The organism is Leucobacter sp. NPDC015123, assembly GCF_043080205.1.
Lineage (GTDB): Bacteria > Actinomycetota > Actinomycetes > Actinomycetales > Microbacteriaceae > Leucobacter > Leucobacter aridicollis_A.
Genome location: NZ_JBIBVH010000007.1, coordinates 135,995 through 161,536, shown reverse-complemented (window position 1 = coordinate 161,536; position 25,542 = coordinate 135,995). Strand labels below are relative to the sequence as shown.

The 25,542-nt window shown below is 64.5% G+C and carries 26 protein-coding genes; 7 read left to right on the top strand and 19 right to left on the bottom strand.

What is annotated here, in order from left to right; all coding sequences use genetic code 11:
* Positions 1-30: 30 nt before the first annotated feature.
* Positions 31-1,158, top strand: coding sequence for an alcohol dehydrogenase catalytic domain-containing protein (locus tag ACF07D_RS13525; protein WP_391505252.1), 1,128 nt, complete (start codon positions 31-33; stop codon positions 1,156-1,158).
* A 137-nt stretch (positions 1,159-1,295) separates the two neighbouring features.
* Positions 1,296-1,958, top strand: a complete 663-nt coding sequence (locus tag ACF07D_RS13520) for a DUF805 domain-containing protein (protein ID WP_391505251.1) — start codon at positions 1,296-1,298, stop codon at positions 1,956-1,958.
* 132 nt (positions 1,959-2,090) lie between these two features.
* Here the strand turns inward: ACF07D_RS13520 and ACF07D_RS13515 are convergent, their stop codons facing one another.
* From ACF07D_RS13515 to ACF07D_RS13495, 5 genes are all read right to left on the bottom strand, one after another.
* A complete protein-coding gene (locus tag ACF07D_RS13515; protein WP_255809012.1) occupies positions 2,091-2,912 on the bottom strand; it encodes an ABC transporter ATP-binding protein in 822 nt (273 codons plus the stop codon).
* Positions 2,905-3,789, bottom strand: coding sequence for an ABC transporter ATP-binding protein (locus ACF07D_RS13510; RefSeq protein WP_391505250.1), 885 nt, complete (start codon positions 3,787-3,789; stop codon positions 2,905-2,907). The genes ACF07D_RS13515 and ACF07D_RS13510 overlap by 8 nt, the downstream gene beginning before the upstream one ends.
* Positions 3,786-4,670, bottom strand: a complete 885-nt coding sequence (locus ACF07D_RS13505) for an ABC transporter permease (RefSeq protein WP_255809009.1) — start codon at positions 4,668-4,670, stop codon at positions 3,786-3,788. Before ACF07D_RS13505 ends, ACF07D_RS13510 begins: the two co-directional genes overlap by 4 nt.
* The gene (locus ACF07D_RS13500) at positions 4,667-5,668 is read right to left on the bottom strand and encodes an ABC transporter permease (RefSeq protein WP_255809720.1); all 1,002 of its coding nucleotides are present in this window, start codon (positions 5,666-5,668) and stop codon (positions 4,667-4,669) included. Before ACF07D_RS13500 ends, ACF07D_RS13505 begins: the two co-directional genes overlap by 4 nt.
* 70 nt (positions 5,669-5,738) lie before the next feature.
* Complete coding sequence (locus tag ACF07D_RS13495) at positions 5,739-7,307, bottom strand: ABC transporter substrate-binding protein (RefSeq protein WP_391505249.1); 1,569 nt, start codon at positions 7,305-7,307, stop codon at positions 5,739-5,741.
* Positions 7,308-7,491: 184 nt separating this feature from the next.
* Here ACF07D_RS13495 and ACF07D_RS13490 point away from each other — a divergent pair, with 184 nt between their 5' ends.
* Complete coding sequence (locus tag ACF07D_RS13490) at positions 7,492-8,055, top strand: Lrp/AsnC family transcriptional regulator (protein WP_119281311.1); 564 nt, start codon at positions 7,492-7,494, stop codon at positions 8,053-8,055.
* Between the two features lie 72 nt (positions 8,056-8,127).
* On the opposite strand, the gene rbfA is transcribed toward ACF07D_RS13490, so the two are convergent.
* From rbfA to nusA, 5 genes are all read right to left on the bottom strand, one after another.
* Positions 8,128-8,673, bottom strand: coding sequence for a 30S ribosome-binding factor RbfA (rbfA, locus tag ACF07D_RS13485; protein ID WP_119281312.1), 546 nt, complete (start codon positions 8,671-8,673; stop codon positions 8,128-8,130).
* Between the two features lie 50 nt (positions 8,674-8,723).
* Positions 8,724-9,179 carry a nuclear transport factor 2 family protein gene (locus tag ACF07D_RS13480; protein WP_391505248.1) on the bottom strand — a complete coding sequence of 152 codons (456 nt, stop codon included), beginning with the start codon at positions 9,177-9,179 and terminating at the stop codon, positions 8,724-8,726.
* Positions 9,180-9,269: 90 nt separating this feature from the next.
* Positions 9,270-12,035, bottom strand: a complete 2,766-nt coding sequence (infB, locus tag ACF07D_RS13475; RefSeq protein ID WP_391505247.1) for a translation initiation factor IF-2 — start codon at positions 12,033-12,035, stop codon at positions 9,270-9,272.
* A 74-nt stretch (positions 12,036-12,109) separates the two neighbouring features.
* Positions 12,110-12,367, bottom strand: a complete 258-nt coding sequence (locus ACF07D_RS13470) for a YlxR family protein (RefSeq protein ID WP_119281315.1) — start codon at positions 12,365-12,367, stop codon at positions 12,110-12,112.
* Positions 12,368-12,455: 88 nt separating this feature from the next.
* Entirely contained in the window at positions 12,456-13,451 is a 996-nt protein-coding gene (gene nusA, locus ACF07D_RS13465; protein WP_119281316.1) for a transcription termination factor NusA, read from the bottom strand.
* A 113-nt stretch (positions 13,452-13,564) separates the two neighbouring features.
* Between nusA and ispD the strand changes: the two genes are divergently transcribed.
* Positions 13,565-14,341, top strand: a complete 777-nt coding sequence (gene ispD, locus ACF07D_RS13460) for a 2-C-methyl-D-erythritol 4-phosphate cytidylyltransferase (RefSeq protein ID WP_391505246.1) — start codon at positions 13,565-13,567, stop codon at positions 14,339-14,341.
* Positions 14,338-14,823, top strand: a complete 486-nt coding sequence (gene ispF / locus ACF07D_RS13455; RefSeq protein ID WP_119281318.1) for a 2-C-methyl-D-erythritol 2,4-cyclodiphosphate synthase — start codon at positions 14,338-14,340, stop codon at positions 14,821-14,823. Before ispD ends, ispF begins: the two co-directional genes overlap by 4 nt.
* Before the next feature lie 77 nt (positions 14,824-14,900).
* Here the strand turns inward: ispF and purM are convergent, their stop codons facing one another.
* On the bottom strand, positions 14,901-16,013 hold the full coding sequence (gene purM / locus ACF07D_RS13450) for a phosphoribosylformylglycinamidine cyclo-ligase (RefSeq protein WP_391505245.1): 1,113 nt from the start codon (positions 16,011-16,013) through the stop codon (positions 14,901-14,903).
* Between the two features lie 150 nt (positions 16,014-16,163).
* Here purM and purF point away from each other — a divergent pair, with 150 nt between their 5' ends.
* Positions 16,164-17,624, top strand: coding sequence for an amidophosphoribosyltransferase (gene purF, locus ACF07D_RS13445; protein ID WP_391505263.1), 1,461 nt, complete (start codon positions 16,164-16,166; stop codon positions 17,622-17,624).
* A 69-nt stretch (positions 17,625-17,693) separates the two neighbouring features.
* Here purF and ACF07D_RS13440 read toward each other — a convergent pair whose 3' ends face one another.
* From ACF07D_RS13440 to ACF07D_RS13425, 4 genes are read right to left on the bottom strand one after another with little or no spacing between them, the layout of a single operon-like run.
* The gene (locus ACF07D_RS13440; protein ID WP_391505244.1) at positions 17,694-18,497 is read right to left on the bottom strand and encodes an SDR family NAD(P)-dependent oxidoreductase; all 804 of its coding nucleotides are present in this window, start codon (positions 18,495-18,497) and stop codon (positions 17,694-17,696) included.
* Complete coding sequence (locus ACF07D_RS13435) at positions 18,484-20,112, bottom strand: class I adenylate-forming enzyme family protein (RefSeq protein WP_391505243.1); 1,629 nt, start codon at positions 20,110-20,112, stop codon at positions 18,484-18,486. Before ACF07D_RS13435 ends, ACF07D_RS13440 begins: the two co-directional genes overlap by 14 nt.
* A 2-nt stretch (positions 20,113-20,114) precedes the next feature.
* Positions 20,115-21,341: a thiolase family protein gene (locus tag ACF07D_RS13430; protein WP_391505242.1), complete on the bottom strand. Its 1,227-nt coding sequence runs from the start codon at positions 21,339-21,341 to the stop codon at positions 20,115-20,117.
* Complete coding sequence (locus ACF07D_RS13425; protein ID WP_391505241.1) at positions 21,341-22,684, bottom strand: MFS transporter; 1,344 nt, start codon at positions 22,682-22,684, stop codon at positions 21,341-21,343. Before ACF07D_RS13425 ends, ACF07D_RS13430 begins: the two co-directional genes overlap by 1 nt.
* 169 nt (positions 22,685-22,853) lie before the next feature.
* Between ACF07D_RS13425 and ACF07D_RS13420 the strand changes: the two genes are divergently transcribed.
* The gene (locus ACF07D_RS13420; protein ID WP_391505240.1) at positions 22,854-23,996 is read left to right on the top strand and encodes a helix-turn-helix domain-containing protein; all 1,143 of its coding nucleotides are present in this window, start codon (positions 22,854-22,856) and stop codon (positions 23,994-23,996) included.
* A 64-nt stretch (positions 23,997-24,060) separates the two neighbouring features.
* On the opposite strand, the gene tatA (ACF07D_RS13415) is transcribed toward ACF07D_RS13420, so the two are convergent.
* From tatA (ACF07D_RS13415) to ACF07D_RS13400, 4 genes are all read right to left on the bottom strand, one after another.
* Entirely contained in the window at positions 24,061-24,273 is a 213-nt protein-coding gene (tatA, locus tag ACF07D_RS13415; RefSeq protein WP_391505239.1) for a twin-arginine translocase TatA/TatE family subunit, read from the bottom strand.
* Positions 24,274-24,403: 130 nt separating this feature from the next.
* The gene (tatA, locus tag ACF07D_RS13410) at positions 24,404-24,613 is read right to left on the bottom strand and encodes a twin-arginine translocase TatA/TatE family subunit (protein WP_119281326.1); all 210 of its coding nucleotides are present in this window, start codon (positions 24,611-24,613) and stop codon (positions 24,404-24,406) included.
* A 52-nt stretch (positions 24,614-24,665) separates the two neighbouring features.
* Positions 24,666-25,082: a hypothetical protein gene (locus ACF07D_RS13405; RefSeq protein WP_391505238.1), complete on the bottom strand. Its 417-nt coding sequence runs from the start codon at positions 25,080-25,082 to the stop codon at positions 24,666-24,668.
* A 78-nt stretch (positions 25,083-25,160) separates the two neighbouring features.
* Positions 25,161-25,526, bottom strand: a complete 366-nt coding sequence (locus ACF07D_RS13400; RefSeq protein WP_391505237.1) for a sterol carrier family protein — start codon at positions 25,524-25,526, stop codon at positions 25,161-25,163.
* Positions 25,527-25,542 lie beyond the last annotated feature (16 nt).

The window sequence follows — 25,542 nt, the reverse complement described above, 5'->3', positions numbered from 1 at the left end:
ACGTCTGTCTCCGAACCGAAGGAATTCTCAATGACGAATATTCGTGGCGCAGTCCTCACTTCCTCAGGCAGCCCCAGGCCCTGGGCCACCTCCCGCCCCATCGAGATCCGTGATCTCGAACTGCAGGCGCCAGGCCCTGGCGAACTTCTCGTGCGCATCGAAGCCGCAAGCATCTGCCACTCGGATCTTTCAGTTGTCGACGGCAACAGGCCGCGACCGCTGCCAATGCTGCTCGGGCATGAGGCTGCCGGCCGAGTAGAGGCAGTCGGGTCCGCGGCAGACGACGGCCTCGTGGGGCGCAGGGTCGTGATGACGTTCCTGCCGCGCTGCGGCGGCTGCCGAGCCTGCAAGACCGACGGACTGCTCCCCTGCGAACCCGGCACACTCGCGAACTCCGCGGGCACGCTCATGAACGGCGACGTGCGCCTGTTCGACGGAGGCGCCCCGCTCAACCACCACCTCGGTGTTTCAGGGTTCGCGACGCACGCCGTTGTTGATGCGCGCAGTGTCGTCGCAGTCGATGACGATGTGCCTGCCGATATCGCCGCCCTGCTGGGCTGCGCTGTGCTCACTGGCGGCGGCGCGGTCGTCAACGCTGGCAAGCCCGCTGCGGGCGAGACAGTAGCTGTCGTCGGGCTGGGAGGCGTCGGCATGGCGGCGCTTCTCGTCGCCGTCGCAGAGGGGCACCCCGTCGTCGGCATCGACGCGAACGCGGGCAAGTTTCCCGGCGCAGCCGCAGCCGGCGCTGTCGAGTGCCTCACGCCGCAGGAGGCGCTCGAGCGGGGAATCCGGTTTCAGGTCGTCATCGAGTGCGCGGGTCACCCGCGCGCGTTTGAGTCGGCGTACGAGCTCACAGCCCCGGGTGGGCGCACTGTCACAGTCGGGCTTCCTGCCCCTGATGCGCGAAGCGAGATCTCACCGCTGACGCTCACCGCCGAGGCCCGCACAGTGATTGGCAGCTACCTCGGTTCAGCCGTCCCGAGTCGCGATATCCCCCGCTATGCGCAGCTGTGGCGAGAGGGCAAGCTCGGGCTTGAGGCGCTCATCTCGGCGACAATCGAGCTCGACGACATCAACGAGGCAATGGACGCGCTCGCAGACGGTGAGGCGCTTCGCCAAATCATCCGCTTTCCCGCTGCGGATCCGCTGACAGTCTGAACGCTCGCGGGGTTGGAGGCGTGCTTCGTCGCCGACCCCACGCGGCGTCACGCAGCCCCTCACGCCGAGCTGTTGGCTGCGCCCGCATGATGAGTACCCCGTAGCATCTAGGGAGACACTCCGAAGAGAGGCTTCAGATGGCAGAGACACCGGGCACACCAGAACATCACGGGTTCGAGGTGGGGCCCACTCGCCCGCGCTATGCGCCGCCGGTGCAGCCGGTGCAGCCGGTGCAGCCGCACGAGCAGCCGACGCAGCGCTTCAGCTACGCGCCACCGCAGGCGCCACCCTACGCCCCACCGCCCGCGTTGCCGCCAGGGTTCGCGATCCCGGGCCCCGGGGAGCCCTTTGACGGCGCCGCTTCGCCCGACGATCTGGCGCGCCCGCTGTACGGCGCGAGCTTCGCGCAGGCAATCGTTCGCTTTTTCAAGAACTACGCGTCGTTCTCGGGACGAGCGTCACGCAGCGAGTACTGGTGGGTGATGCTCGCATGCTTCGGACTGTGGTTCGTCGCGGGCATTCTCACAAACATTATCGAAACCGCTTCATACGCCATATCGGGAGCCTCGTACCAGGCTGCAGCCGTCGTGAACGGAATGCTCGGGCTTGTGCTTGCCGTTGCGGGGCTCGGCCTCATTGTGCCGACGCTTGCGGTGACCTGGCGGCGGTTGCACGACGCAAACCTTCCAGGCCCCCTGTTCTTCGTGATATTGGTTCCGGGATTCGGGTGGATCGCCCACATTGTGCTGCTGGCGCTGCCGCCGAGAGTCGAGGGCAGGCGCTTCTACCGCGCTTTCTAGCGCGCTTTCTAGCGCGCGGCGGTTTCAACGACACTGCAGGCTTCCTGCCCGGGGTGTCCCCCAGGGCAGGAAGCCTGCAGTGTCTTGGCTGTAGGGCTACCGGCGGCGCAGTGGCGCCCGGGCCCCGTTTCCCTACGCGGCGTCGGGCAGGCCCGGCAGTGTGCCAAGGCCGTCGACTGCCGGGATCGCCGCGAGTAGGCGCTGCGTATACGGGTCCCGCGGCGAACGCCACACCTGTTCCACAGGTCCGTGCTCGACAATCTCGCCCTTGTTCATGACCGCAACTTCATCTGCGATTGTGCGCACAACAGCGAGGTCGTGGCTGATGAACAGCATCGACGCTCCCGACTCGAGAGCGAGTCGCCGCATGAGGCTCGCAACCTTCGCCTGGAGGCTCGCGTCAAGCGATGCGATGGGCTCGTCGCCGATGAGCAGCTGCGGCCCCGACGCGATTGCGCGAGCGATAGCGATGCGCTGCCGCTGCCCGCCAGAGAACTGGTGCGGGAACCGACTCTGCACATCGCTCGGCAGCTCAACCTCTTCGAGGAGACCAGCGACAGACCAGGAGTCCTTCTGCGGGTTGATACGCAGCCCATCGGCGATCTGCGCGCCAACCGTGCGCCGCGGATTCAGCGAAGCGTACGGGTTCTGGAACACCATCTGAATGCGCAGCAGATCCTTCGGGCGCGTGCGCATCCCGAGCGTGCGAATGGGCTCACCGTTGAAGCGAATGCTGCCCGAGTGAATCGGCTCGAGGCCGCACACCGCGCGGGCAAGCGTCGACTTGCCGCAGCCAGATTCCCCGACGAGGCCAAGCACGCGCTTGGAGGGCAGCTCGAAGCTCACGTCGTTCACCGCGGTCAGTACGCCCCTGCCGGGGAGCTTGTACTGCACCGAAAGCGAGTCGATCCTGAGCAGGGCCGGGTTCGTTGACTGTGAGTTCTGCTCAGGCATGATCCGCCTCCTGTTCGTTGCCCGCCGCATCGACAGCGGCGACGGGGCCGGCTCCCGCTCCCTCGTGGCTTGGGAGCGCCTCGATGAGCGCACGGGTGTACTCGTGCTGCGGGTTTCGCAGCACGTCGTACCGCGTCCCCTCCTCCACAATCTCCCCCTGCCGCAGCACCGAGATGCGGTCGGCGAGGCTCGACATGACGCCGAGATCGTGTGTGATGAGCATCACAGCGAGTCCCATCTCGTCGCAGAGCTGGCGAAGCAGTCGCAAGACGCCCGCCTGCACGGTGACGTCAAGCGCCGTCGTCGGTTCGTCTGCAATGAGGATGCTCGGCTCGCAAATAATCGCGACAGCGATCGCAATGCGCTGCAACTGCCCGCCAGAGAACTGGTGCGGGTACTTTTTCAGCGCCGTCTCGGGCATCGGCACCTTCACCTTGCCGAGCGCCTCGAGCGCACGCTCGCGAGCTTCGGCCTTCGACACCCCGGTGTGGGCCCGGAGGTGATCGGTCAACTGCCGCTCAATGGTGAGCATCGGGTGCAGACTCGCTGTCGGATCCTGGAACACCATTCCGATACCCTGGCCGCGGATCTTGCCGAGTTCGCGCTCGGGAAGGGTGAGCACGTTGCGCCCACCGAACCGGATCTCGCCGCCCGTTCGCGCATTCGCGGGAAGCAGGCCGAGCATTGCAAGCCCGGTGAGAGACTTGCCCGATCCTGATTCGCCGGCGAGGCCGGTGATCTGGCCCGGGATGAGGTCGATGCTGATGCCGTGCAGGATCTCGCGTTCGCCAATCGCGACGGTGAGATCCCGGATCGCGAGCCCCTCGTCGACCGACACCTCGCGTGCGCCGTCGTGTGTAACTGTTGAGTGGCTCACATTGCCCTCCCCTGCACCGCGTCCTGTGCACGCGGATCGAGGGAGTCGCGCAGCGAATCCCCAATGAAGTTAAACGCCATGACGACCGTGAAGATTGCGAGGCCGGGGAAGGCTGCGATCCACCACGACGAGAACTGCTGCACACCGTCAGAGACCATCGCGCCCCAGTCGGGCGTCGGCGGGGTCGCGCCCAGCCCGAGGAAGCTCAGGCCAGCAAGCAGCAGGATCGCGGTTCCCACGTCGAGCATCGCGAGCACGAACACGGGCGAGAGCACGTTCGGGAGGATGTCGCGCCGAAGCGACGTGAACGGGCCGTTGCCAAGCAGGCGCCCGGCAATGACGTACTCCTGAGTGCGCGCGGAGAGCACGAGCGACCTTGTCACACGAGCGTAGGCGGGCCACGAGACGATGAGCATCGCGATGACAGCGTTCGTGAGGCTCGGGCCAAGCGCCGCGGTGATGACCATCGCGAGGATGATCGTCGGAAACGCGAACACGAGGTCAGCGATACGCATAATCACTTCGTCGACGGCTTTGCCGAAGTACCCGGCGATGGCGCCGAGCGTGCCACCAACGATCATTGATGCGACGACGAGCGAAAGCGCGAGCGGCATCGAGATGCGCGCGCCGCTAATCACTCGGCTGAGCACGTCGCGGCCGACAGCGTCGGTACCGAACAGGTGCGCAGCGCTCGGCGGCTGCAGGCGTTCGAACGCCTGCGCGAGCGGATCGTAGGGAGCAATCGCCGGAGCGAAGATCGCGATGACAAGCCAGATCAGCGCAATCGAGACGCCAGTGAGCGCGAGCGGTGTGCGAAACGCCGGGGAAATCTTCAGCCAGCGGCGCTTTTTCGCGCGCTCGGTCAAGATGTCGGAGCTCATGAGACCCTCACTCTCGGGTCGATGACCCCGTACAGCACATCGACGAGGAAGTTCAGTCCGATGTAGACGATGCCGACGACGAGGCCAACACCCATGATTGCTGGCAGGTCAAGTTTTGTAGCTGCAGAGAACGAGTACTCGCCAAGTCCGTGCCAGGAGTACACCTTCTCAACGAGCACTGTGCCCGACAGGAGAGATCCGAACGCGAGGCCGAGCACGGTGATGATTGGCACCATCGCGCCGCGCAGGACGTAGCCGAACACAACTGTGCGCCGCGGCAGCCCCTTCGCGGTTGCGGCTTTCACGTAGTCCATGTCGAGGACCTCGAGCACCGCCGAACGAGCGAATCGTGTCAGCAGGCCGATCGTGTAGAGGGCAAGCACGGAAGCCGGAAGCACGAGGTGGTAAAGCGCGTCCCAGAACGTACCCCACTGGCCCGCAACGATTGAGTCAATCGTGTAGAGCCCCGTCACGTGAGGCGGGGCGATCGCCGTCGGATCGAGCCTGCCTGAGCCGGGGAAGATTCCGAGCACGAAGAAGAATACGTAGTACACAACGAGCGCGAGCCAGAAGGTCGGCCAGCTGAGCCCGATGAGGCTCACGACGCGAATGATCTGGTCGACGAACGTGCGGCGCTTGAGCGCTGCCCACAGCCCGAGGCCGATGCCGATGATTGCTGAGAACACAATCGCAGACAGCGCGAGCTCAATGGTGGCAGGGAAAGCTGCCGCGAGCTCGTCAGCGACGGGCATACGCGTCTGCGTTGAGACGCCGAGGTTTCCCTGAAGCACGTTGCCGAGGTACGTGAAGTACTGCACGACGAGTGGCTGGTCGAGCCCGTTCTCGGCGCGGAACTTCGCGACGATCTCAGGGTTCGCGGCGGCTTGCTCGCCCAGCGCTGCCTGCACGGGGTCGGCAGGCACAAGGTTGGTGAGCACGAAGGTGACGATAGTCACCCCGAACATGAGGAGGACCGTCAGGCCGAGCCGGACGGCCACGTACCGCACGAACGGGGGAATCCCCCGCCGTGTGGCACGTTCGGCCGTCCGGATCGCGACGGTGCTGTTGTTACTTGATGAGGGCAAGATCCACTGTCCACACGGGGTTCGTCGTGATCGACTCGATCGACGGCGACGTGACCACGTTCTGCGCGGGCTGCAGCAGCGGCACGAAGGGGCCGCTCGCGTTCAGCTCGTCCTGCCATGCCTCGTAGGCGGGTGCGCGATCTTCACCGGTCGCAGCCTTTGCCGCGTTCGAGAGCTCGGTGACCTTCGGGTTTGCGTCAGCAGCCCAGCCTGAGCGGAGCCCAACGAGCTCACCCGGCGAGAACACCGTGTAGTTCGAAGCGTCCGGGAAGTCGGGGCCCCAGTACCACAGACCAATCGTCTCGGTGCCGTTGCGGTACGCGTCAAGCTCGGTCGCGACAGGAGCGGGAGCGAGAGCGACCTCGATGCCGACCTCGCTGAGCTGTGCCTGTACGGCCTCGGCGACGTTCTGCAGTGACAGGCCCTGGACGGTGATGTCGTTCGGGAAGTTCAGGGTGACCTTCTCACCGGCGTAGCCCGACTTCTTCAGCGCAGCCTTCGCAGCATCGACGTCGCGCTGGTTGCCCTGCTTCGCGTCAATCGCACCGACAAAGAGCGACGGGATCGGTCCGCCCGGTCGCACCGAGCCCTCGCCCGCGAGGCTGACGATCTTGTCGTAGTCGAGCCCGAGCTTGACTGCCTGCAGGAAGTCGGGGTTGCTTGTGATCTCGCTGATCTCAGGGTTCTGGTTGAGCAGCAGGAAGATCATGTAGCGCGACGGGTTCGAGACAACCTTCACGTCGGCGCTTGCGAGCTCAGCGACCTGGTCGGGGTTCAGATCGAGCGCAACCTGCGACTCGCCCTTCTCGACGTTGAGCTTCTGCGTGGGGCCCTCGACGTTGCGGAGCACGACACGGTCGTACGCAGGCTTGTCGCCCGTGTACTCGGGGTTCGCCTTGAAGACGACCTGCGCCGCAGCGTCGAATGACTCGAGCGTGTAGGGGCCCGAGCCTGCCGACTGGCCATTGAGGAACGCCTCAGCGTCGTCAGACTCGTCTGCCGAGCCACCGTTCGCCTCGACGACCTCCTGGTTGACGACCGAAAGCGCCGGGTTCGGCAGAATGAACGGAAGCGCGGGGTTCGGAGTCTCCGAGGTCAGTGTCAGTGTGTCGTCGCCAGTCTTTTCAACCTTGACGCCCTCGAGCAGGAACGACGGGTTTCCGAGGATTCCCTGCACACGGGTCAGCGAGAACACGGCGTCGTCGACAGTCACTTCAGACCCGTCAGAGAACTTCGCGCCGGGCTTCATCGTGAGCGTCAGGACTGTGTTGTCCTCGTTCATCTCGTAGCTTGCGAGGCCGTCGACTGGCTTGGTGACGTCTTCACCGTTGAACGTGAGGAGTGTCTCGTAGAGCGCCTTCGCGACGATCGAGCCCGTCGTCTCGTACTGGCGACCCGGGTCTGCGGTCTTCAGGTCAAAGGAAGCATCGACGACGATTGACTTGCCGCCTCCTGCTGCTTCACCGGTGTCGGGTTTTGCGCCCCCGGCACAGCCGGAGAGGACAAGCGCAGCTGCGGCGACCAGGCCGGTCGCGGCGAAAACGCGCTTCATCGAGTGCTTCATTTGTGGCCTTCCATCGTGCTATCCCTCTTTGGATAACTCTGTACAGAAATTACGCGATACGGGATTATTGTGTCAACTTGGAAACCAGACAACGAAATATGTCCGCACTATACGTGTATATTTTGCAGAAGGTCCACCTAGCAACGGCGCAGAACGACACTGAAAGTACAGAATGCAACTCGATGACATCCACATTCAAATGGTCGATCTGCTGCGGCGCGACGGACGACTGTCAATTGCCGCGATGGCAGAGCAACTCGGGGTCTCCCGGTCGAATGCGTACCAGCGCTACGACGCGCTCGTCGAGGCCGGCGTCATTACCGGCTTCACAGCAACGCTCGACTTCCGCGCAGCCGGCTTCGGTGTTGCGGCGCTCGTGTTCGTATCGCTCGAACAGCAGCGGTGGCAAGAGTTTCGCGAACGCCTCCCGACTGTCCAAGAACTCGAGTACTTCGCAGTGACGGCTGGAAGCCACGACGGCATGCTGCTCGTTCGCGCCGCTGACGTCGCTGCAATCCACGAGCTCGTCGCGACAAACCTCGCGAAGTGGGACTGCATCAAGTCAACTGAGACTGTCTTCATCATGGACGAGCAGTGGGACCGCGTGAATCTTCGCGCAGGCTTCGCGGGGCGCGCGCTCCGCTCGAAACTCGAGCTGCAAGATGACACCGTCATTGGCGTTTCGCGCATCGCGAGCTACGTCGAACCGGGCGAGGAAAACGAGATCGCCCCGTAGGTCAGCCCGGCGCCGCCACACGCAATCGGCCCCCTGGAAATTCATCCAGGGGGCCGAACGAGCTGTGGAGCGTTAGTCGCGTTCCTCGTCGTCTTCGAGCTCTTCTTCGTCGAGGCCGTCCTCGTCCTCCTCGTCGAAGTCATCATCGATTTCGCTGTCGTCGTCATCGTCGAAATCGTCGGCTTCCACGGCGTCTTCGAGAGTGCGCGGCTTCTCATACGGGTCTGCTTCGCCAGCGTAAGTAGCGCCAACGGCGAGCTCGCGAGCCGCGTCGTCGCGCCGCTTCGCTTCCGCGAGCAGCTCGTTCAGGTGCTCAGCGGAAGACGGCAGCTCGTCGTGGATGAACTCGAGCGTTGGCGTGAGCCTGGTGCCAAGCTGCTTGCCAACCTCGCTGCGGAGCATGCCTGTCGCTGCCTTCAGCGCGGCCGCGGTGTCGGTCTGCGTTGCCTCGTCACCGTAGACCGTGTAGAACACGCTCGCGCTCTGCAGGTCGCCTGTCACCCGCACGTCGGTGATCGTGACGAACCCGAGCCGCGGGTCCCGGAGCCCTTTGTCGAGTCGGCGAGCGATGATCTGGTGGATCCGCTCGGCAACCTTCCCTGCACGTGGATTACTCATGTTCTAAGCCTACCCGCGCCGGGGGCGTTGCGGCTGCACTCATTCACCGGTTACACGTTCGGCAGGCCGGCGATCTCGGGCCCGCCGAAGTGCTGCACGACTCCCTCGTGCAGCTGCACGATGCGGAGCGGTCCGGCAGTATCGACAAGCACAGCCGAGTTTCGAACGACCTCGGGAATCACCGGCTTGCCATTCGCGTCGACAGCGTCGATGCGAAGCCACCAGGTCGCCGAGATCACGTCGCCGATGCGCCGTGCGGTGAAGCGCCCTGCTGTCAGCGCGGTCTCAGTGCGCGCCTCCTGGGAGTCGTCACTGTCGGTCCCACGGGCCGCCCTCACGGCGTTCAGCTCGTCCATACCACTGATGAGCGCAGGGCTCGCCGAGTCAAACATTGTGAGATCAGGATCGAGGAGCGCGTCGATCGCACCGCGGTCACCGCCAATGTAGCCGCCATACATCGTCTCGACGAGGGTACGGACACGGGTGACAAGTTCAGAATCGTTCATGCTTCGAGCATACGGCGCGAAACGCCACCGAAAAGACGCGAGGGGCCGAGGAAGCTATCGCTTCCTCGGCCCCTCGTTCAGCTCGACGTGTTAGCCGCGCGGTTTCTCGACCATCTCAGTGGTCTCAATCTCGTCGCCGACCTGAATGTCGTTGAACTTGCCAAGACCGATACCGGCCTCGAAGTCAGTCTTGACCTCCGTGACGTCGTCCTTGAAGCGACGCAGCGACTCGATGGCGAGGCCATCGGCGATAACGACACCCTCGCGGATGACGCGGGCCTTCGCGTTTCGGGTAATGGTGCCCGAGCGCACGATGACACCGGCGATGTTGCCGAACTTCGAGGAGCGGAAGACCTCGCGAATCTCGGCAACGCCCGACTGGACCTCTTCGTATTCCGGCTTGAGCATGCCCGTGAGCGATGCCTCAATGTCATCAAGGGCGTTGTAGATAACGTTGTAGAACCGGATATCGATGCCCTCGCGCGCAGCACGCTCGCGAGCCTTGACGTCGGGGCGCACGTTGAAGCCAATGACGATCGCGTTGTCGATCGTTGCAAGATCCACGTCCGACTCGGTAATCGCGCCGACGCCGCGGTGCAGGATGCGGAGCTGGACCGAATCGTCCACCTCGATCTTCATGAGCGATTCTTCGAGCGCCTCAACGGCACCCGACACGTCGCCCTTGATGATGAGGTTGAGCGACTCAACCTTGCCGTCCTCAAGCGCCTTCGTGAACTCTTCAAGGCTGATGCGCTTGCGAGCCTTCGCGAGCATCGCGTTGCGCTCCGCTGCTTCACGCTTCTCAGCGATCTGGCGGGCCGTACGGTCTTCAGATGTGACGATGAAATTGTCACCTGCGCGGGGCACTGACGAGAGACCCTGCACCGACACCGGGCGCGACGGGAGCGCCTCGAGCACGGGATCCCCGTTCTCGTCGTGCATCGCACGGACACGGCCGTAGGCAGTGCCTGCAACGATCGCATCGCCGACCCGAAGCGTACCCGACTGGATGAGCACTGTCGCGACGGAACCGCGGCCCTTGTCGAGCTTCGCCTCGATCGCTACGCCACGAGCTTCCTTGTCTGGGTTTGCGCGCAGGTCGAGACCGGCGTCAGCGGTGAGCAGAACTGCCTCGAGTAGCTCAGTGATACCGACGTTGTTCTTCGCCGAGACGTTGACGAACATCACGTCGCCGCCCCACTCCTCCGACACGAGGCCAAACTCGGTGAGCTGCTGACGCACCCGGTCTGGGTTCGCCTCTTCCTTATCGATCTTGTTGACCGCAACCACGATCGGCACGTTCGCCGACTGCGCGTGGTTCAGCGCCTCAATCGTCTGGGGCATGATGCCGTCGTCAGCCGCAACCACGAGGATTGCGATATCGGTGACCTGGGCGCCACGTGCACGCATGGCGGTGAACGCCTCGTGACCCGGTGTATCGATGAACGTCAGCGCGCGCTCAACACCTTCGTGCTCGGTGTGCACCTGGTAGGCGCCGATGTGCTGCGTAATGCCGCCGGCCTCGCCACCGCCGACGTTCTCCTTGCGGATCGCGTCAAGCAGGCGGGTCTTACCGTGGTCGACGTGACCCATAACGGTGACGACAGGCGGACGCGGCTTGAGCACGTCGTCGCCCTCTTCTTCAAGCTCAGCCTCGATGTCGATGTCGAAGGCTTCAAGGAGCTCGCGATCCTCGTCCTCGGGCGAGACGATCTGAATCTTGTAGCCCAGCTCCTCGCCAAGAATCTCGAAGGTCGCCTGGTCGAGCGACTCGGTCGCAGTTGCCATCTCTCCGAGGTGGAACAACACTGTCACGAGGTTCGATGCACTCGTATCAATCTTGTCTGCGAAGTCTGAGAGCGATGCGCCGCGGCGCAGACGGATCGGAGTCGAGCCATTGCCGCGGGGTACGCTGACACCGCCAAGCGACGGCGCCTCACGCATCTCGAATTCTGCCCGCTTCGCCCGCTTCGACTTGCGAGCCTTGCTCTTGGAGCCGCCACGGCCGAATGCACCAGCGGTGCCAGCGCCACGACCGCCACGGCCACGGCCTGCGAACCCGCCTGCTGGGCGCGGAGCGCCGAACCCGCCACCGGGGCCACCTGCGCCGCCACCTGGACGGTTGAAGCCGCCACCGCCACCGGGGCGCGGAGCCCCACCGGGACGCGGAGCCCCACCGGGACGCGGGCCGCCTGGACGACCGCCGGGACCACCTTGCCCGCCTGGACGCGGAGCGGCAGGACGGGGGATATTGCCTGGGTTGGGGCGATTGCCGCCCATGCCCTGGCTCGACGCAAACGGATTGTTACCTGGACGCGGCGGGCGGGGGATACCCATGCCCTGGCTTGACGCGAACGGGTTGTTGCCTGGGCGCGGGCCACCTGGCTTCGCAGCGCCTGGCTTCGCAGCGCCTGGCTTCGCGGCGCCGCCGGGCTTGGGAGCACCTGGCTTCGCGCTAGCTTCTCCCTTCGGGGCCTCAGCGGGCGCTGCCGGGGCTGCCGGAGCGGGGGTCGCCTTGGGAGCAGCGGGTGCTGCAGGAGCCGCGGGGGTCTCAGCAACCGGAGCTGCCGGGGCAGGTGCGCCGGGCTTCGGGCCGGGACGGCCGGGCTTCGGCGCCGCACCTGGCTTCTTCGGGGCTGCGGCCTTTGCAGGGGCAGCCTCGGATACACCCTCGTCGCTCTTTACGAGTTCGGGGTGATCCTTGACGAACGCCTCGAGCTTGCGCACTGTAGGCGGCATGATCGTCGAGGACGGGGTCTTGACGAACTCGTTGAGTTCATCGTTCAGAATTTCGACTGCCTTCTTGCTCTCGATACCGAGCTTCTTGGCAATCTCGCTTACGCGTGGGTTAGCCACTTTTCTCCTGTCTGGGTTCACGCCAGACAGGCGAGAACCAAAATTAACGGACGGGTCTCATCGTGAGCCGCTCATTACTTGTCCATCAGCGTTTTCAGCCTGTTCTCTAGTGATTGACCATCGAGTTTCCCCGACGCTCTAAGTGCACGCGTGAAGGTCCCACGCTGCACTGCAAGATTCATACATTCTGCGGTCTCGTGCACCCAGGCACCTCGCCCTGGCAGCACCGCACGTTCATCAATAATCAGATGACCGTCACGCACCACCACTCGAAGGAGTTCCGCGCGCGCCGCCCGTGTTCTACAGGCAACGCAAGTCCGAATCGGATCCATCTTACCAGCTTCCCGCTGCGCGCATCCCCAGGCAGGCGGCTTTTCAGCCGCGCTGCCCGGGACACGCGAGGTTTTCGTGGCGCGGGGCCTAGTCGTTCATGATCGAGTCGGGCTGAATATCAATCTTGGCGCCCGTCAGCTTCGCGGCGAGGCGGGCGTTTTGCCCTTCCTTGCCGATCGCCAGCGACAGCTGGAAGTCGGGCACGAGCGCGCGAACCTGCTTCAGCGATTCGTTGATCATGAACACGTCAGTCACCTTTGCCGGAGAGAGGGCGTTTGCGACAAACTTCGGCAGCTCGGGCGAGTAGTCGACAATGTCGATCTTCTCTTCGCCGAGTTCGTTCATTACCGCGCGGACGCGGCTACCCATCTCGCCAATGCAGGTGCCCTTCGCGTTGATGCCGGCCTGCTTTGCGCGGACAGCGACCTTACTGCGGTGGCCAGCCTCACGAGCGAGCGACACGATCTCCACGAGGCCTTCACCGAGCTCCGGCACCTCCCGCTCAAACAGCCTGCGCACGAGGCCCGGGTGGGTGCGCGAGAGAACAACCTGCGGCCCCTTGAGCCCCTTCGACACGCTCGTCACGTACACGCGAATCCGAGCCCCGTGCGTGTACTCCTCCCCCGGGATCTGCTCCTCGGGTGGAATGATTCCCTCGACCTCGCCGAGGTCGACGTGCACCATACGCGGGTTCGGGCCCTGCTGAATGACGCCAGAGACGACCTGGCCTTCCTTGTCCTTGAACTGGCCAAGGACAGCGTCGTCAGAGATATCGCGAAGGCGCTGGTTGATGACCTGCTTCGCCGCGCTCGACGCGACCCGGCCAAACTCGTCGGTTGTCACGTAGGCTTCGCCGATGACATTGCCGTCGTCGTCGTGCTCGGGCACGAGCACAGAAATCTCACCGTTCTTGCGGTCCAGCGAGACGCGCACGTCTTCAGTCGCGGGTACCGGGAGCGCCTGGTTCTCTGCGTGACGCACGTATGCAGTCTGAATCGCCTGCTCAATAATCTCAGCGAGCTCCTCGAAAGGAATCTCCCTCTCGCGTTCGAGCCCTCGCAGCATTGCAAGATCGATCTTCACGGTGTCCTCCTGGATATTGAAATGTCTATTCAGATGTTCCGGCGGTTTCCCGCTCGGGTAGTCAATAAGGATAGCTCACGAGGCGCGGGAACACCTCCCGGTACGCTTGTAGCATGACAGGTGCCCGAGACAATCAACCGAATTCGCGCGATCCGCACGAGGTGTCCCGGATCGGCGTCGTGCTCGTCGCGGCCGGGCGCGGCGAGCGCCTCGGCGCCGGAAAGCCGAAGGCATTCGTCGAGCTCGGGGGTCGCACCCTCGTCGAGCACTGCATCAGCACGGTGACCTCGCTCCCCGCGGGCGGCCACCTGGTGATCGTTGTCCCCGAGCAGCTCGCTGACGAGACACTCAGGGAGGTCGCTGGGGCAACCGCGCCTGGCGGAAACTGGGAAATCTCGGTCACCCCCGGTGGGCGCGAGCGACACGAGTCAGTGAAGTTCGGCGTCGACGCGCTCCCCGAGTACGTCGATGTTGCGCTCGTGCATGATGCAGCCCGGCCGCTCACCCCTGCCGCGCTCTTCGAGCGAGTGGCTGCGGAGGTCAGGCGGACCGGTAACGCCGTGATTCCGGCGCTACCCGTCGTCGACACCCTGAAACGCGTTGGGGACGATTCGATCGTCCATGAAACAGTTGACAGGGCGCCGCTCGTGGCGGTGCAAACGCCGCAGGGTTTCCCGCGGGAGCTTCTCGCCGCCGCACACGACAGGCTCGGCACCGGTTCCCTGGGAGGCGGAGCCAGCCGGCCGACAGACGACGCCGAGGTCGTGCAGCGCGCAGGCGGAACTGTCCGCACGGTGCCTGGCGAACCCCTCGCACACAAACTCACTTCACCTGGCGACCTCACCCTGCTTGAGGCGCTGCTCGCTGCCACGAACAGGGACGCACGATGACGGCACTTCCAGACATTCGCGTGGGATCGGGCTTCGACGTCCACGCCTACGACGAGTCGGCCCCACTTCACCTCGCCGGCCTCCTGTGGCCCGGCGAGCCCGGCCTCTCGGGTCACAGCGATGGCGACGCAGTCTGCCACGCGATAGTGGACGCACTGCTCAGCGCGGCTGGGCTCGGAGACATCGGCGGCCTCGTCGGAGTTGACGAGCCCGCGACCGAGGGAGCTGCGAGCACCGGGTTTGTGAGGCTCGCGCTGGCGAAGCTCGCGGCCGACGGCTTTCGGCCGGTGAACGTCACGGTGCAGGTGGTTGGCAACCGGCCAAAGTTCTCGCCTCGCAGGGACGAGGCCCAGCGCGTCATGTCAGAGCTTGTTGGCGCTCCGGTATCGCTCAGCGCCACGACTACTGACAAGCTCGGCTTCACTGGCCGTGGCGAGGGCCTCGCCGCGATCGCCACCGCGCTCATCGCGCGGGCGGTCTGACGAGCGTCTCACCCGCTCGGCGGCGGAGCGTCGAACCTTCGCGTGAATACGCGACGGTTCCACGCCCCCTGATTCGCCTACGCAGCCCTGTATGAGCCGACGAGACGAACGGCGCCACCGTCAACGCCCTTCGCGCCCTGCTCAAAACCAGTGAAATCGCGAGCAGCAGTCGAGACCGTGCCAACAATCCAGGGATCGAGCCCCTCAGCGGTGAGGGCTGTTGCGACGTGCGGCGCCTTGTCCGCGGCGACGACTGCGAACATGCCAACGCCGAGGTTCCATGCCCCCTCAAGCGATTCGAGCGTGTGACCGCCGAGGTCAGCGAGGTGCCTAAAGACGGGCAGGGGCGACCAGCTCGAGCGGTCGACCTCAACCCACGAACCAACAGGCAACACGCGTGCGAGGTTTGCAGCGATACCGCCGCCTGTCACGTGGCTGAGCGAGTGAATCGCGCCCTGCGTCGACGGATCCTCGAGTACGCGAAGCAGCGGCGCGGTGTAGAGCGCCGTCGGAGTCAGAAGCGCCTCGCCGTAGCTCGCGCCTAGCTCGGCCGAGTGCTGCTCGTACCCGATCCCTTTGTCAGTAAGAATGTGGCGCACGAGCGAGAAGCCGTTCGAGTGCAGCCCCGACGCGGCCATCGCAATGACGACGTCACCGTCCTGCACGAGACCGGGGTGCAGCATGCGGTCAGCCTCGACAACGCCCGTCGCGGCGCCCGCAACGTCATAGTCGTCGGGGCCAAGCAGGCCCGGGTGCTCAGCAGTTTCGCCGCCGACAAGGGCGGTGCCAGTCGCCTCGCACGCCTCGGCGATGCCGCGAACGATGTCGGCAATCCGCTCGGGGACGACCTTGCCGCAGGCGATGTAGTCGGTCATGAAGAGCGGCTTCGCGCCGACAACGACGATGTCGTCGACGACCATCGCGACAAGATCCTGACCGATGGTGTCGTGCTTGTCGATCGCCTGAGCGATCGCGACCTTCGTTCCAACGCCGTCCGTCGACGACGCAAGCAGCGGGCGCTTGTAGCCTGTCAGCGCCGAGGCGTCGAACATGCCGGCGAAGCCGCCAACCCCTCCAAGCACCTCCGGACCGTGGGTGCGCTGAACCGCCGACTTCATGAGTTCGACAGCGAGGTCTCCGGCGGCAGTGTCAACACCGGACTGGGCATAGATCGACGAGTTTTCGCTCACGGTAATAAGGGTACCCTGCCGTGGGCATGAGAATCGGCACGCCTTTCGCGCAGACTGCGTTCACCCATCATTTACATGGCGGAAGTTGTGGGAAACTATTAGCTGCGTCGTCTGGCGCCAACATCTACCCAAGTGGAGCGAACTCGCAACATGTGCGGCATCGTCGGTATCGTCTCGTCCGAACCCGTCAACCAGCAAATCTATGACAGCCTGTTGCTTCTGCAGCACCGCGGCCAAGACTCGACAGGCATCGCCACCCTCGAGGGTGACTTCTTCCACATGTCGAAGATGAAGGGCCAGGTTCGCGAGGCGTACCGCACCCGCGACATGCGCCAGCTCATGGGCAATGTGGGCCTCGGGCACGTGCGCTACGCAACGAAGGGCGACGCCGCCCGCGAAGAAGAAGCGCAGCCGTTCTACGTCGGGGCGCCCTACGGCATCATCCTCGTCCACAACGGCAACCTCACGAACACCCGCGAGCTCACCGCTGAGCTCTACAACGTGGATCGTCGCCATCTGAACACCCACTCTGATACCGAACTCCTGCTCAACGTGCTCGCGAACGAGCTCCAGTCGAGCATCAAGGGGCTCTCGCTCGACGCCGAACAGGTCTTCCAGGCCGTGACGCGGCTCCACGAACGCGTCGAGGGCTCCTACGCAGCGATCGCGCTCGTCGCGGGCTACGGCCTCGTCGCCTTCCGCGACCCGAAGGGGATCCGTCCCCTCGTGCTCGGGCACCGCACTTCTGAAAGCGGCACCGACGAGTGGGTCGTCGCGTCAGAGTCGCTCGTGCTTGAGTCCGGCGGCTACGAGATCGTACGAGACGTCGAGCCTGGCGAAGCGATCCTGATCCGCGGCGACGGCACCATGGTGTCGCAGCAGTGTGCCCCAAACACAAGCCTCGTGCCGTGCGCGTTCGAGTACATCTACCTCGCGCGCCCCGACTCGGTGCTCAGCGGCATCTCGGTGTACGACGCGCGACTGCGCATGGGCGACGTGCTCGCCGAGCGGATCCGCGAGGAGCTGCCTGGCGTCAACATCGACGTCGTCATGCCGATCCCTGATTCAGGCCGCCCTGCTGCGATGCAGCTCGCCCGCAACCTCGGAATCGAATACCGCGAGGGGTTCTTCAAGAACCGCTACGTTGGCCGCACCTTCATCATGCCCGGCCAGGCGGTGCGCAAGCGCAGCGTGCGCCAGAAGCTGAACGCGATGCACATCGAGTTCAAGGGTAAAGACGTGCTGCTCGTTGACGACTCGATCGTACGCGGCACGACGTCGCGCGAGATCGTCGAGATGGCTCGCGCAGCCGGTGCTCGCTCCGTGATCTTCGCGTCGGCAGCGCCCCCTGTGCTCTTCCCGCACGTGTACGGCATCAACATGCCATCGCGCGATGAGCTCATCGCGCACGGCCGGACGCCAGCCGAGATCGCAGCCGAGCTCGGTGCCGATCACCTCATCTACCAGACTGTCGAGGGCATGAACCGCGCGATTCTCGCGGGCCAGGACACTGTCACCAAGCTCGAGGAGAGCTGCTTCACCGGCGAATACATCGCGGGAAACATCGACGAGGAATACCTCGCCTGGGTTGAGGCGACGCAGACGAGCTAGCCGGGGTGCTGACATAGCGCGAGCGGGGTGTCCTGGCGTATGCCCGACACCCCGCTCCCGTTCAGGGGACTAGGCCGCGCGCACTGTCATTCCGCCATCGACAACCAGGTCGGCCCCGGTAATGAACTTCGCTCGCGGACTCGCGAGGAAGAGCGCAGCCTCCGCGACGTCCCACGGATCTCCCATGTGGCCGAGGGGAACCTGTTTGTCGCGCTCGGCCCACATCTTCTCGACGCTCTCGGCGCCGTAGGCGCTCGCGAGGCCAGCAGTGTTCGCGACCATCGGCGTCTTGATGAGCCCCGGAGAGACAGTGTTCACGCGAACGCCCGCTGCGGCGAACTCAAGGGCCGTCGTCCGACTCAAATGGGTGAGCGCGGCCTTCGACGTGTAGTAGGTCGCGTACGCGGTCCCGCCCCACCGAAGCGCGGCGATCGAGGAAATATTCACGACAGCCCCCGACCCCTGGCCAACCATGTGCGGGATGACGTACTTCATCGCGTTCACTGCGGTCTTGAGGTTCACGGCAAGCACGCGATCCCAGTCGTCAGCTGACGCCTCGGTGACCCCGCCGAGGAGACTGATACCAACGTTGTTATCGAGCACATCGATTCGCCCGTGGGCGCGAATCACCGAACCGACGAGGCCCGCGACAGCAGCCTCGTCGGTCGCGTCGACTCCGAAGCTCTCCGCGGCACCGCCCGCGTCGACGATCATCTCGGCGGTGCGACGCGCTAGGCTTTCGTCGCGGTCGACACACACAACATGCGCGCCATGACTCGCCATCAGGAGCGCGGTCGCGCGGCCGTTGCCGATCTCGTCGCCGACCGTTCCGGCGCCGATGATGAGCGCGATCTTTCCGTCAAGGTCTCGCATGTGCGTCTCCGTTCTGCCGCGTGCTGCGGCTCTCGGCGTTCGAGGACCCCAGCAGGGCATCCGCGATCCATTCGCCCCCGCCGCGTAGTTCCTTCTTCAGCACTTTGCCATTCGCGCTCCGCGGCAGCTCAGTGAAGTACACCCGCTTCGGAGTGCGCACCCCGCCGAGCAGCTCTCGGCAGTGGGCGCGAAGCTCGGCCTCAGACGCGCCCCCTCCCGGCTGCAGCTCGACGACGGCAGTGACCTGTTCGCCCCAGTCGGGGTGCGGCACCCCGATCACTGCGCAATCGAGCACAGCCGGGTGGCCCCACAGCACCTGTTCGACCTCGCTCGGGTACACATTGAAGCCGCCAGAGATAATGAGGTCTTTCGACCTGTCGGTGATGAACAGGTACCCCTCGGCGTCGAGATGTCCCAGGTCGCCAGTGCGAAGCCAACCGTCGACGATCGTCTCGGCGGTTTTCTCCGGGTCCTCGTAGTAGCCCTTCATGACGAGATCGCCGCGCACGCAAATCTCGCCCGTCGCTCCCGCGGGCAGTTCCACGAACGTGAGCGGGTCTCGGACGGTGACCTCGATCAGCGGGCCGGGGCGGCCGCACGACGCGAGGCGCTCGGCGTTTGCGATCTCCCCTGTCTCCGTGAGGTGATCCTGCGGGAGCTTGAAGCTGATCGCGGCGACTGCCTCCATCTGCCCGTAGACCTCGAGGAACACGGGTCCAAGCAGTTCGAGTCCACGCCGCAGTTTCTCCGTCGACATCGGAGCAGCGCCGTAGAGCAGGTAGCGGAGGGATGAGAGGTCTCGTTGCTCGTCTTCGAGGCGGTCGAGCAGCCGGTAGATGACCGTCGGCGGCAGGAAGAGCTCGGTGACGCCGTACGTCTCGATCGCGTCGAGCACGGCATCGGTCGACGCTCGCGGGATAATGACGGTCGTCCCGCCGCGCGCTGATGCCTGCAGCGATGAGAAGCCTGCGGAGTGCGTCATCGGCGCCGCGGCGAGGTTCACCTGGGCGTCGTGCTGCCCGTACCGCATCGCGAGCATCTGGTGTGCGACCATCACGGACACGTTGCGGTGTGTATTCATGACGCCCTTCGGCAGGCCCGTCGTGCCGCCAGTCGGTGCGATGACCGCGACGTCGTCGGCGCTGACGTCGAAGGCGGGCGCGGTGTCCGGGAAACTCCTCGCCCAGGCAGTGAGATCGACGTCGCCGGGGTCGCCGCCGGCTGGCCCGAGCGACACCAGATGCTTGACGCCAGGCGCCTCCCCGCGAATCTGCGCCACGTGCTCGTCGAGCTCTGGGTGGTAGACGAGCACGTCGACCCCGAAACGCGTCAGCAGCTGCGCGGTCTCGTCAGTTGGGTGATCGGGGTTCAGCGGTACCCACACGGCGCCGATGCGCCAAGCGGCGAGCACGCAGAGCCAGGCTAGGGGCGCGTTCGGGGAAAGCACCCCGACCTTGCCGCCCTGCGCAATGCCGAGCTCGGCGAGACTGCGGGCCATCTGATTCGACATGCGCCGCGCCTCGTCAAACGTCCACGACTCATCTGCGGAGACGTAGGCAGGCTTGTCTGGGTTGATCCGCCAGCCGCGGTCAAAGAACGAAACTGCGGTGACCATCGTTACTGTGCTCCCAACATGATGACAGAGGCCACTGCTTCTTCGCCGCGGTGGAACCCGCCGCCGTTCTCGGCGAGCGCGATGCGTGCGCCCGACACCTGACGCGATCCCGCGCGACCCCTGAGCTGCTCCGCGAGTTCGAAGATTTGCCCGAGACCGGTCGCGGCGAGCGGATGGCCCTTCGAGACGAGACCGCCCGAAGGGTTCACGGGAAGCACGCCGCCGATACTCGTCGCGCCGCGCTCACCGGCAGCAGCCGCCTCCCCCGGCGGGAAGAATCCAAGTACTTCGAGCTGCAGGAGCTCCCCAAACGCCGTCGCGTCGTGCACCTCTGCGACGTCAACATCGTCGGGGCCGAGCCCGGCTTGCTCGTATGCGCGGCGGGCTGCCGCTCCGCTCACGTGACCCTCGAACGTCGTGAAGTCGCGGTCGATGCCGGTCGCGAGCGCCGATGCAAGCACGCGCACCCCGGCGGTGCTCCGGAGGCGAGCCATGCCGCGCTCCGAGCAGACGAGCACGGCGGCGGCGCCGTCGGTAATGGGTGCGCACATCGGCACCGTCAGCGGGAATGCGAGTGCCCGTGCCGCTAGTACCTCGTCGGCGTTCATAGGCTTGCGGTAGTGCGCCCGGTGGTTCTCTACCGAGTGGCGGTGGTTCTTTTCAGCAATCACCGCGAGCTGCCGCTGCGTGGTGCCGAACGTGTCCATGTGGTTTCGCGCCATCGCCGCGTAGATGTCCATGAAGCTCGAGCTCGGGCCGGATGCCGGGTCCGCCACTCCGCCAAGCTTTTGGAGCACGCGCGCGAGCTCATCCGGTGCGCTCACATCGTATGCACCGTCGAACACCGACATCGCGAGCGCCCGATCCTCGACATTCATCTTTTCAGCTCCGACAGCGAGGGCGATGTCGGCGGCCCCCGAGCGCACATACGCCACCGCAAGATGGAATGCCGAGGCTCCGCTTGCGCACGCGTTCTCGACGTTCACGACGGGCACACCCTGAATTCCAAGCTCTCGCAAGGCGATCTGCCCCGGCACCATGTGCTGCCCCTCCAGCGGCGACTGCGTCGTGTTCGCGAAGAACACAGCCTCGACGTCCGCCGTCGTCGCCGATGCATCGGCGAGCGCCTCGCGCACCGCCATCGCCGTGAGGTTCTTGACTGTCAGATCGCGGTGGATTCCGAACGGGGTCATCCCTACTCCCGCGATCCACACCGGGGCAAGCTTCATTAGTTGAGCTCCTTCTTGTAGGTTTCGGGGACGAAGCACATGATGATGAGCGAGACCAGACTGATGCCGGAGATGTACCAGGCGAAGCCGCTGATGTTCCCCTGCGATGCCATCCATGTCGCCACGTACGGCGCGGTGCCTCCGAAGAGCGCGACTGAGACCGCGTATGGGAATCCGATTCCGGCAGAGCGCAGTTTGCGCGGGAAGAGCTCGCTGAAGACCGCTTGAACGATCGAGGTTGCGGCGGCGATGAATGTCACGCCAAGAAGCTGCACAGCCAGGAAGCTTGCGAAGGAATCGTCAAGTGCGCCGAGCAACGGCACCGTAGCAACGGTGAAGAACACACCAAACGCGATAAGGAGAGGTTTACGACCAAAGCGGTCAGACAGTGCGCCCATGACAGGCTGCAACAGCAGGAACCAGGTGAGCGAGATGAGGCTCGCGGTCAGGCCCTGCTTCACGTCGAAGCCAACCGCGATATTCGCGTAGGTCGGGAGAAAGCCCGTCCAAATGTAGAAGACGATCGCCGACGATGCCGTCATTCCGAACACAAAGAACACGCTCTTTGGGTGGTGCTTCAAGAACGAGAACACCCTCACCCGCCCAGTATTGCCACGCGTGCGAGCCGACGCGGCGACCTGATCCTCGCGGAGCGTCTCTTCCGCATGCGACCTCACCCACAGTGCGATCAATGCCGCGACTGCGCCGATGATAAATGGCACGCGCCAGCCCCAGGACACCATGTCTTCAGCGGTCAGCAGATTGGTGAGGAGCGCGGCGATACCGATCGCGAGCAGGTTCGCAGCCGTCGCACTGATGTAGAAGAAGCTCGAGTAGAACCCGCGCCTCCCTGCCGGCGCGGATTCGACAAGGAACGCCGAGCTTGCGGCGTACTCGCCGCCTGCTGAGAGCCCTTGCACAAGGCGAGCCACCACAAGAATGATGGGCGCAAACACGCCGATTTGGGCGTAGGTCGGGGCGAACGCGATCATGAGCGAGCCGATACCCATGCCGAGCACAGTGAGCACAAGAATCCGTTTGCGTCCGAACCTGTCAGCGAGGTAGCCAATGAGCAACCCGCCAAGTGGCCTGGCGAAGAAGCCGACTGCGAAAACTGCCATCGTTCCGAGGAGCGGCACCAAACTGCTCTCGGCTTCGGCAGGGAAGAACTGTGTCGAGAAGTAGATCGCCAGAATCGAGTAGATGTACCAGTCAAACCACTCTACGGCGTTCCCAACAGACGCAGCGAGGAGTTGTTTCGGGCCGTTGAGCGGCCTGGGCTGCGGAAGCGGATCGGTGTATTTGCCCTCGCTAGGCACCAATGAGTCTGTGTGTGCGGCCAACGCCAACCTCCTTGTTGAATTCCAAGAGCGGCTGCCTGTTCGGGGCTCTCCTGGCTATGCGTTTCACTCAGGAATGAGTCTGGCGTTGTCGAAACATCCAAGCAATAGCTAGAATTCCAAGAGTTTTGCAGCACAGCCATGCTTTTTTCCAACGACGATCGGGGTGCCGATGCCAAGGCCAGACCGCCGCGAGCCCACAGCGGCCACCGCCGCTGAGCGACTCGACGAGATCCTCGAGGAGCTCTCACGAGACGACTCAATCGCGGAGACAGTGATCCAACGAGGCAGGTCTCAGTTTCCCGCGTATGCCAGCGTGCCAATAGCAGACCTCATCGAGGCCGTTCACCGAAACCGGGCGCTCGCAATCCAGACGCTCCGATCAGGCGTCAGCCCGCCGCCCGAGCAAATCTGGGAAGCTGCACTCTCAACAAGCGAACGGCTGGCCCAGGGGCTGTCGATCACCGACATCATGGGCGGGTTCCGCGAGTCGCTGCGGGTGATCCAGAACCGCGTCATTGAGCTGACCGGGGAGCGAGGGCTCGACCCCCGGGTCGCGCTGCGCGCGTCGACACTCCTGTGGGATCTTGGCGACACCTTCTCGGCGCGAATCTCGCTCGCGTACCGAGAAATCCAGATCGCCGACGAAGTCGCGCGAAAGCAGGAGCTCGAGCAGTTCGTTCGGCGTCTGCTCACTGGAGACCTCACCGAAGCCGAGCACCGGGCCGCGGGCTCCCGTTTCGCGGGGTCCGGACCCGTACGCGCGATCGTGACGGCACCGCTCCCCGTGCCGCTGCCAGCACCGTTGCCTGACACACTCCTCATGGACCAGGGCCGAGCCATCGGCTACGTCGCGGTCGGGGAGACTCTTCCCGCAACAATCAGCTACTCCGAAGGCTCACCTGGCGAATGGCAGATGCTTCCCGAGTCGTACAGGCTCGCCCAGCAACTGCAAGCAACGGCCGAGCTCTTGGGCCGGTCGGGGCGGAGCACTCTCGCCGACTTGAGTTGGCGTATTGGCGTGCCAGCGTCGCCCGCCCTCAACGAGTTCTTGCGGCGCAGCTACATCGATCCTGTGCTTGCAGAAGGTGAGTTCGGGGCACTGATCCTCGATTCAATTGGCGCTTTCATCGAGCACGGCTTGCGCGTCGATGCAGCCGCGAAGAGCCTGCCTGTACACCCCAACACGCTGCGCTATCGGATGCAAAAGTTCGAGGAGCTGACGGAGTCCTCACTCGGAGACTTCGACACTCTCGTCGAGGTCGCATGGGCCTTGGCTGTCGCTGGCGGATCGAAGGGTCAGCACGCGGACTGAGGCGAAACAGCGAAGCCGCCGCGTTTGCAACAAACACGGCGGCTTCAAAACTTTGGGTTGTGCGCTACTCGCTCTTCTTCGGGGCGTCGCTGTCATCGCCCTTGGGGGCGTCGTCAGTCTTCGTCGTCGATTCGTCGTCCGAGCGAACTTCCTTCTTCAGGATCTTCATTGACTGGCCGAGGCTCTTCGCGAGCGCCGGCAGTTTCGGCGCACCGAACAACAGCAGCACAATGAAAACAATGACGATGAGGGTGGGACCACCCATGTTGCCGATCATGATTAACGCACTCCTCGCTGTTCAACGCTTCCGACAAAACTACCGCAGATCGGAGTTTGGCGCGCGGACAACCCTGAGAGAACGTACCGGTCCGGGATTGAGCTTGGCCGAGGCGCACCCGGCTCCAGCGCTAGTTTGCTCCGGTGGTACCGCTCGGCTTCGTGGGCTCGGAGGCCTGACCCTCACCGTCAACAGGGTCGTCACTCGAGACCTCGCGCTTCAGGATCCTCGCCGACTGACCGAGGCTCTTTGCGAGCGCAGGCAGCTTCGGTGCGCCGAACAGCAGCACGATGATGAAGACGATAACAATGAGGTGCGGTCCGCTCAGTCCCTGAATCATGACGAGCCCCTTTCAATACGAACTGGCTGATTATTGCACAGAGTGCTGCGCGTCAGCCGCGTTCTTCCTCAGTTTTTTCAGCGGTCCCGGAATCGCCCGGCTGCTCGGCGGGGACATCGGTAACGGTACCGGCGGCCGCTTCGTCAGTCGATGCTGCCTCGTCGGCCGCGGGCTCGAGCCCCTCGTCAACAACAACAGTGTGTTCGAGAACTGCAGTTCCACGCTTTCGCTTCGCGGCGGCGGTCAGGATCAGGGCGAGCAGTCCACCAAGCGTGAGCCCAACAGCGCCGCCAATGATGAGCATGAACCCGGCGATCTGACCGATCGAGTACAGGGCGCCCTCTGGCACCTTGTAGAGCGTCGTGACGAGCGCGCCCACGACCGCACCAGCGATTGCACCGACGATCAACAGCCGGCCAATGCGCACCGATCGCTGGAGTTCGACAGACTGCTGAGTTTCGCTTGACATGGGGCTATTCTCTCAGGTTTCACGTGTGGGTTTCATCGAAGCGACGGTCGGCGCCGCCTCGGGCCCCGAGCGCGATACTCAGCTGCGGCGGCGGATGACTGGGATAAGCCCCTCGAGGTTCGCTCGCGAACCCGACGCGAGCACGCGCGCAGAGGCGATCGCCTCGTCCCAGTCGAGCGTGCCAGTCGCGATCCCGATCCAGGTCTCTGCGTCAGTCTCGATGACGTTCGGCGGCGTGCCACGCGTGTGCGTGAGCCCGCCCACGCACTGCACCGCGCCATACGGCGGCACACGCACCTCGACAGACTTCCCCGGTGCGAGTTCAGCGAGCTCTTCAAGGAGGAATCGCACCGACGTCGCGACGTCAGTGCGGTCGGTGCTTCCCGTTTCAACTGCGGCGAGCGCGGCGAGCCCGTCTGCCGCTTGAATCCTACGTCTGGCCATCTGCTCAGACTATCCT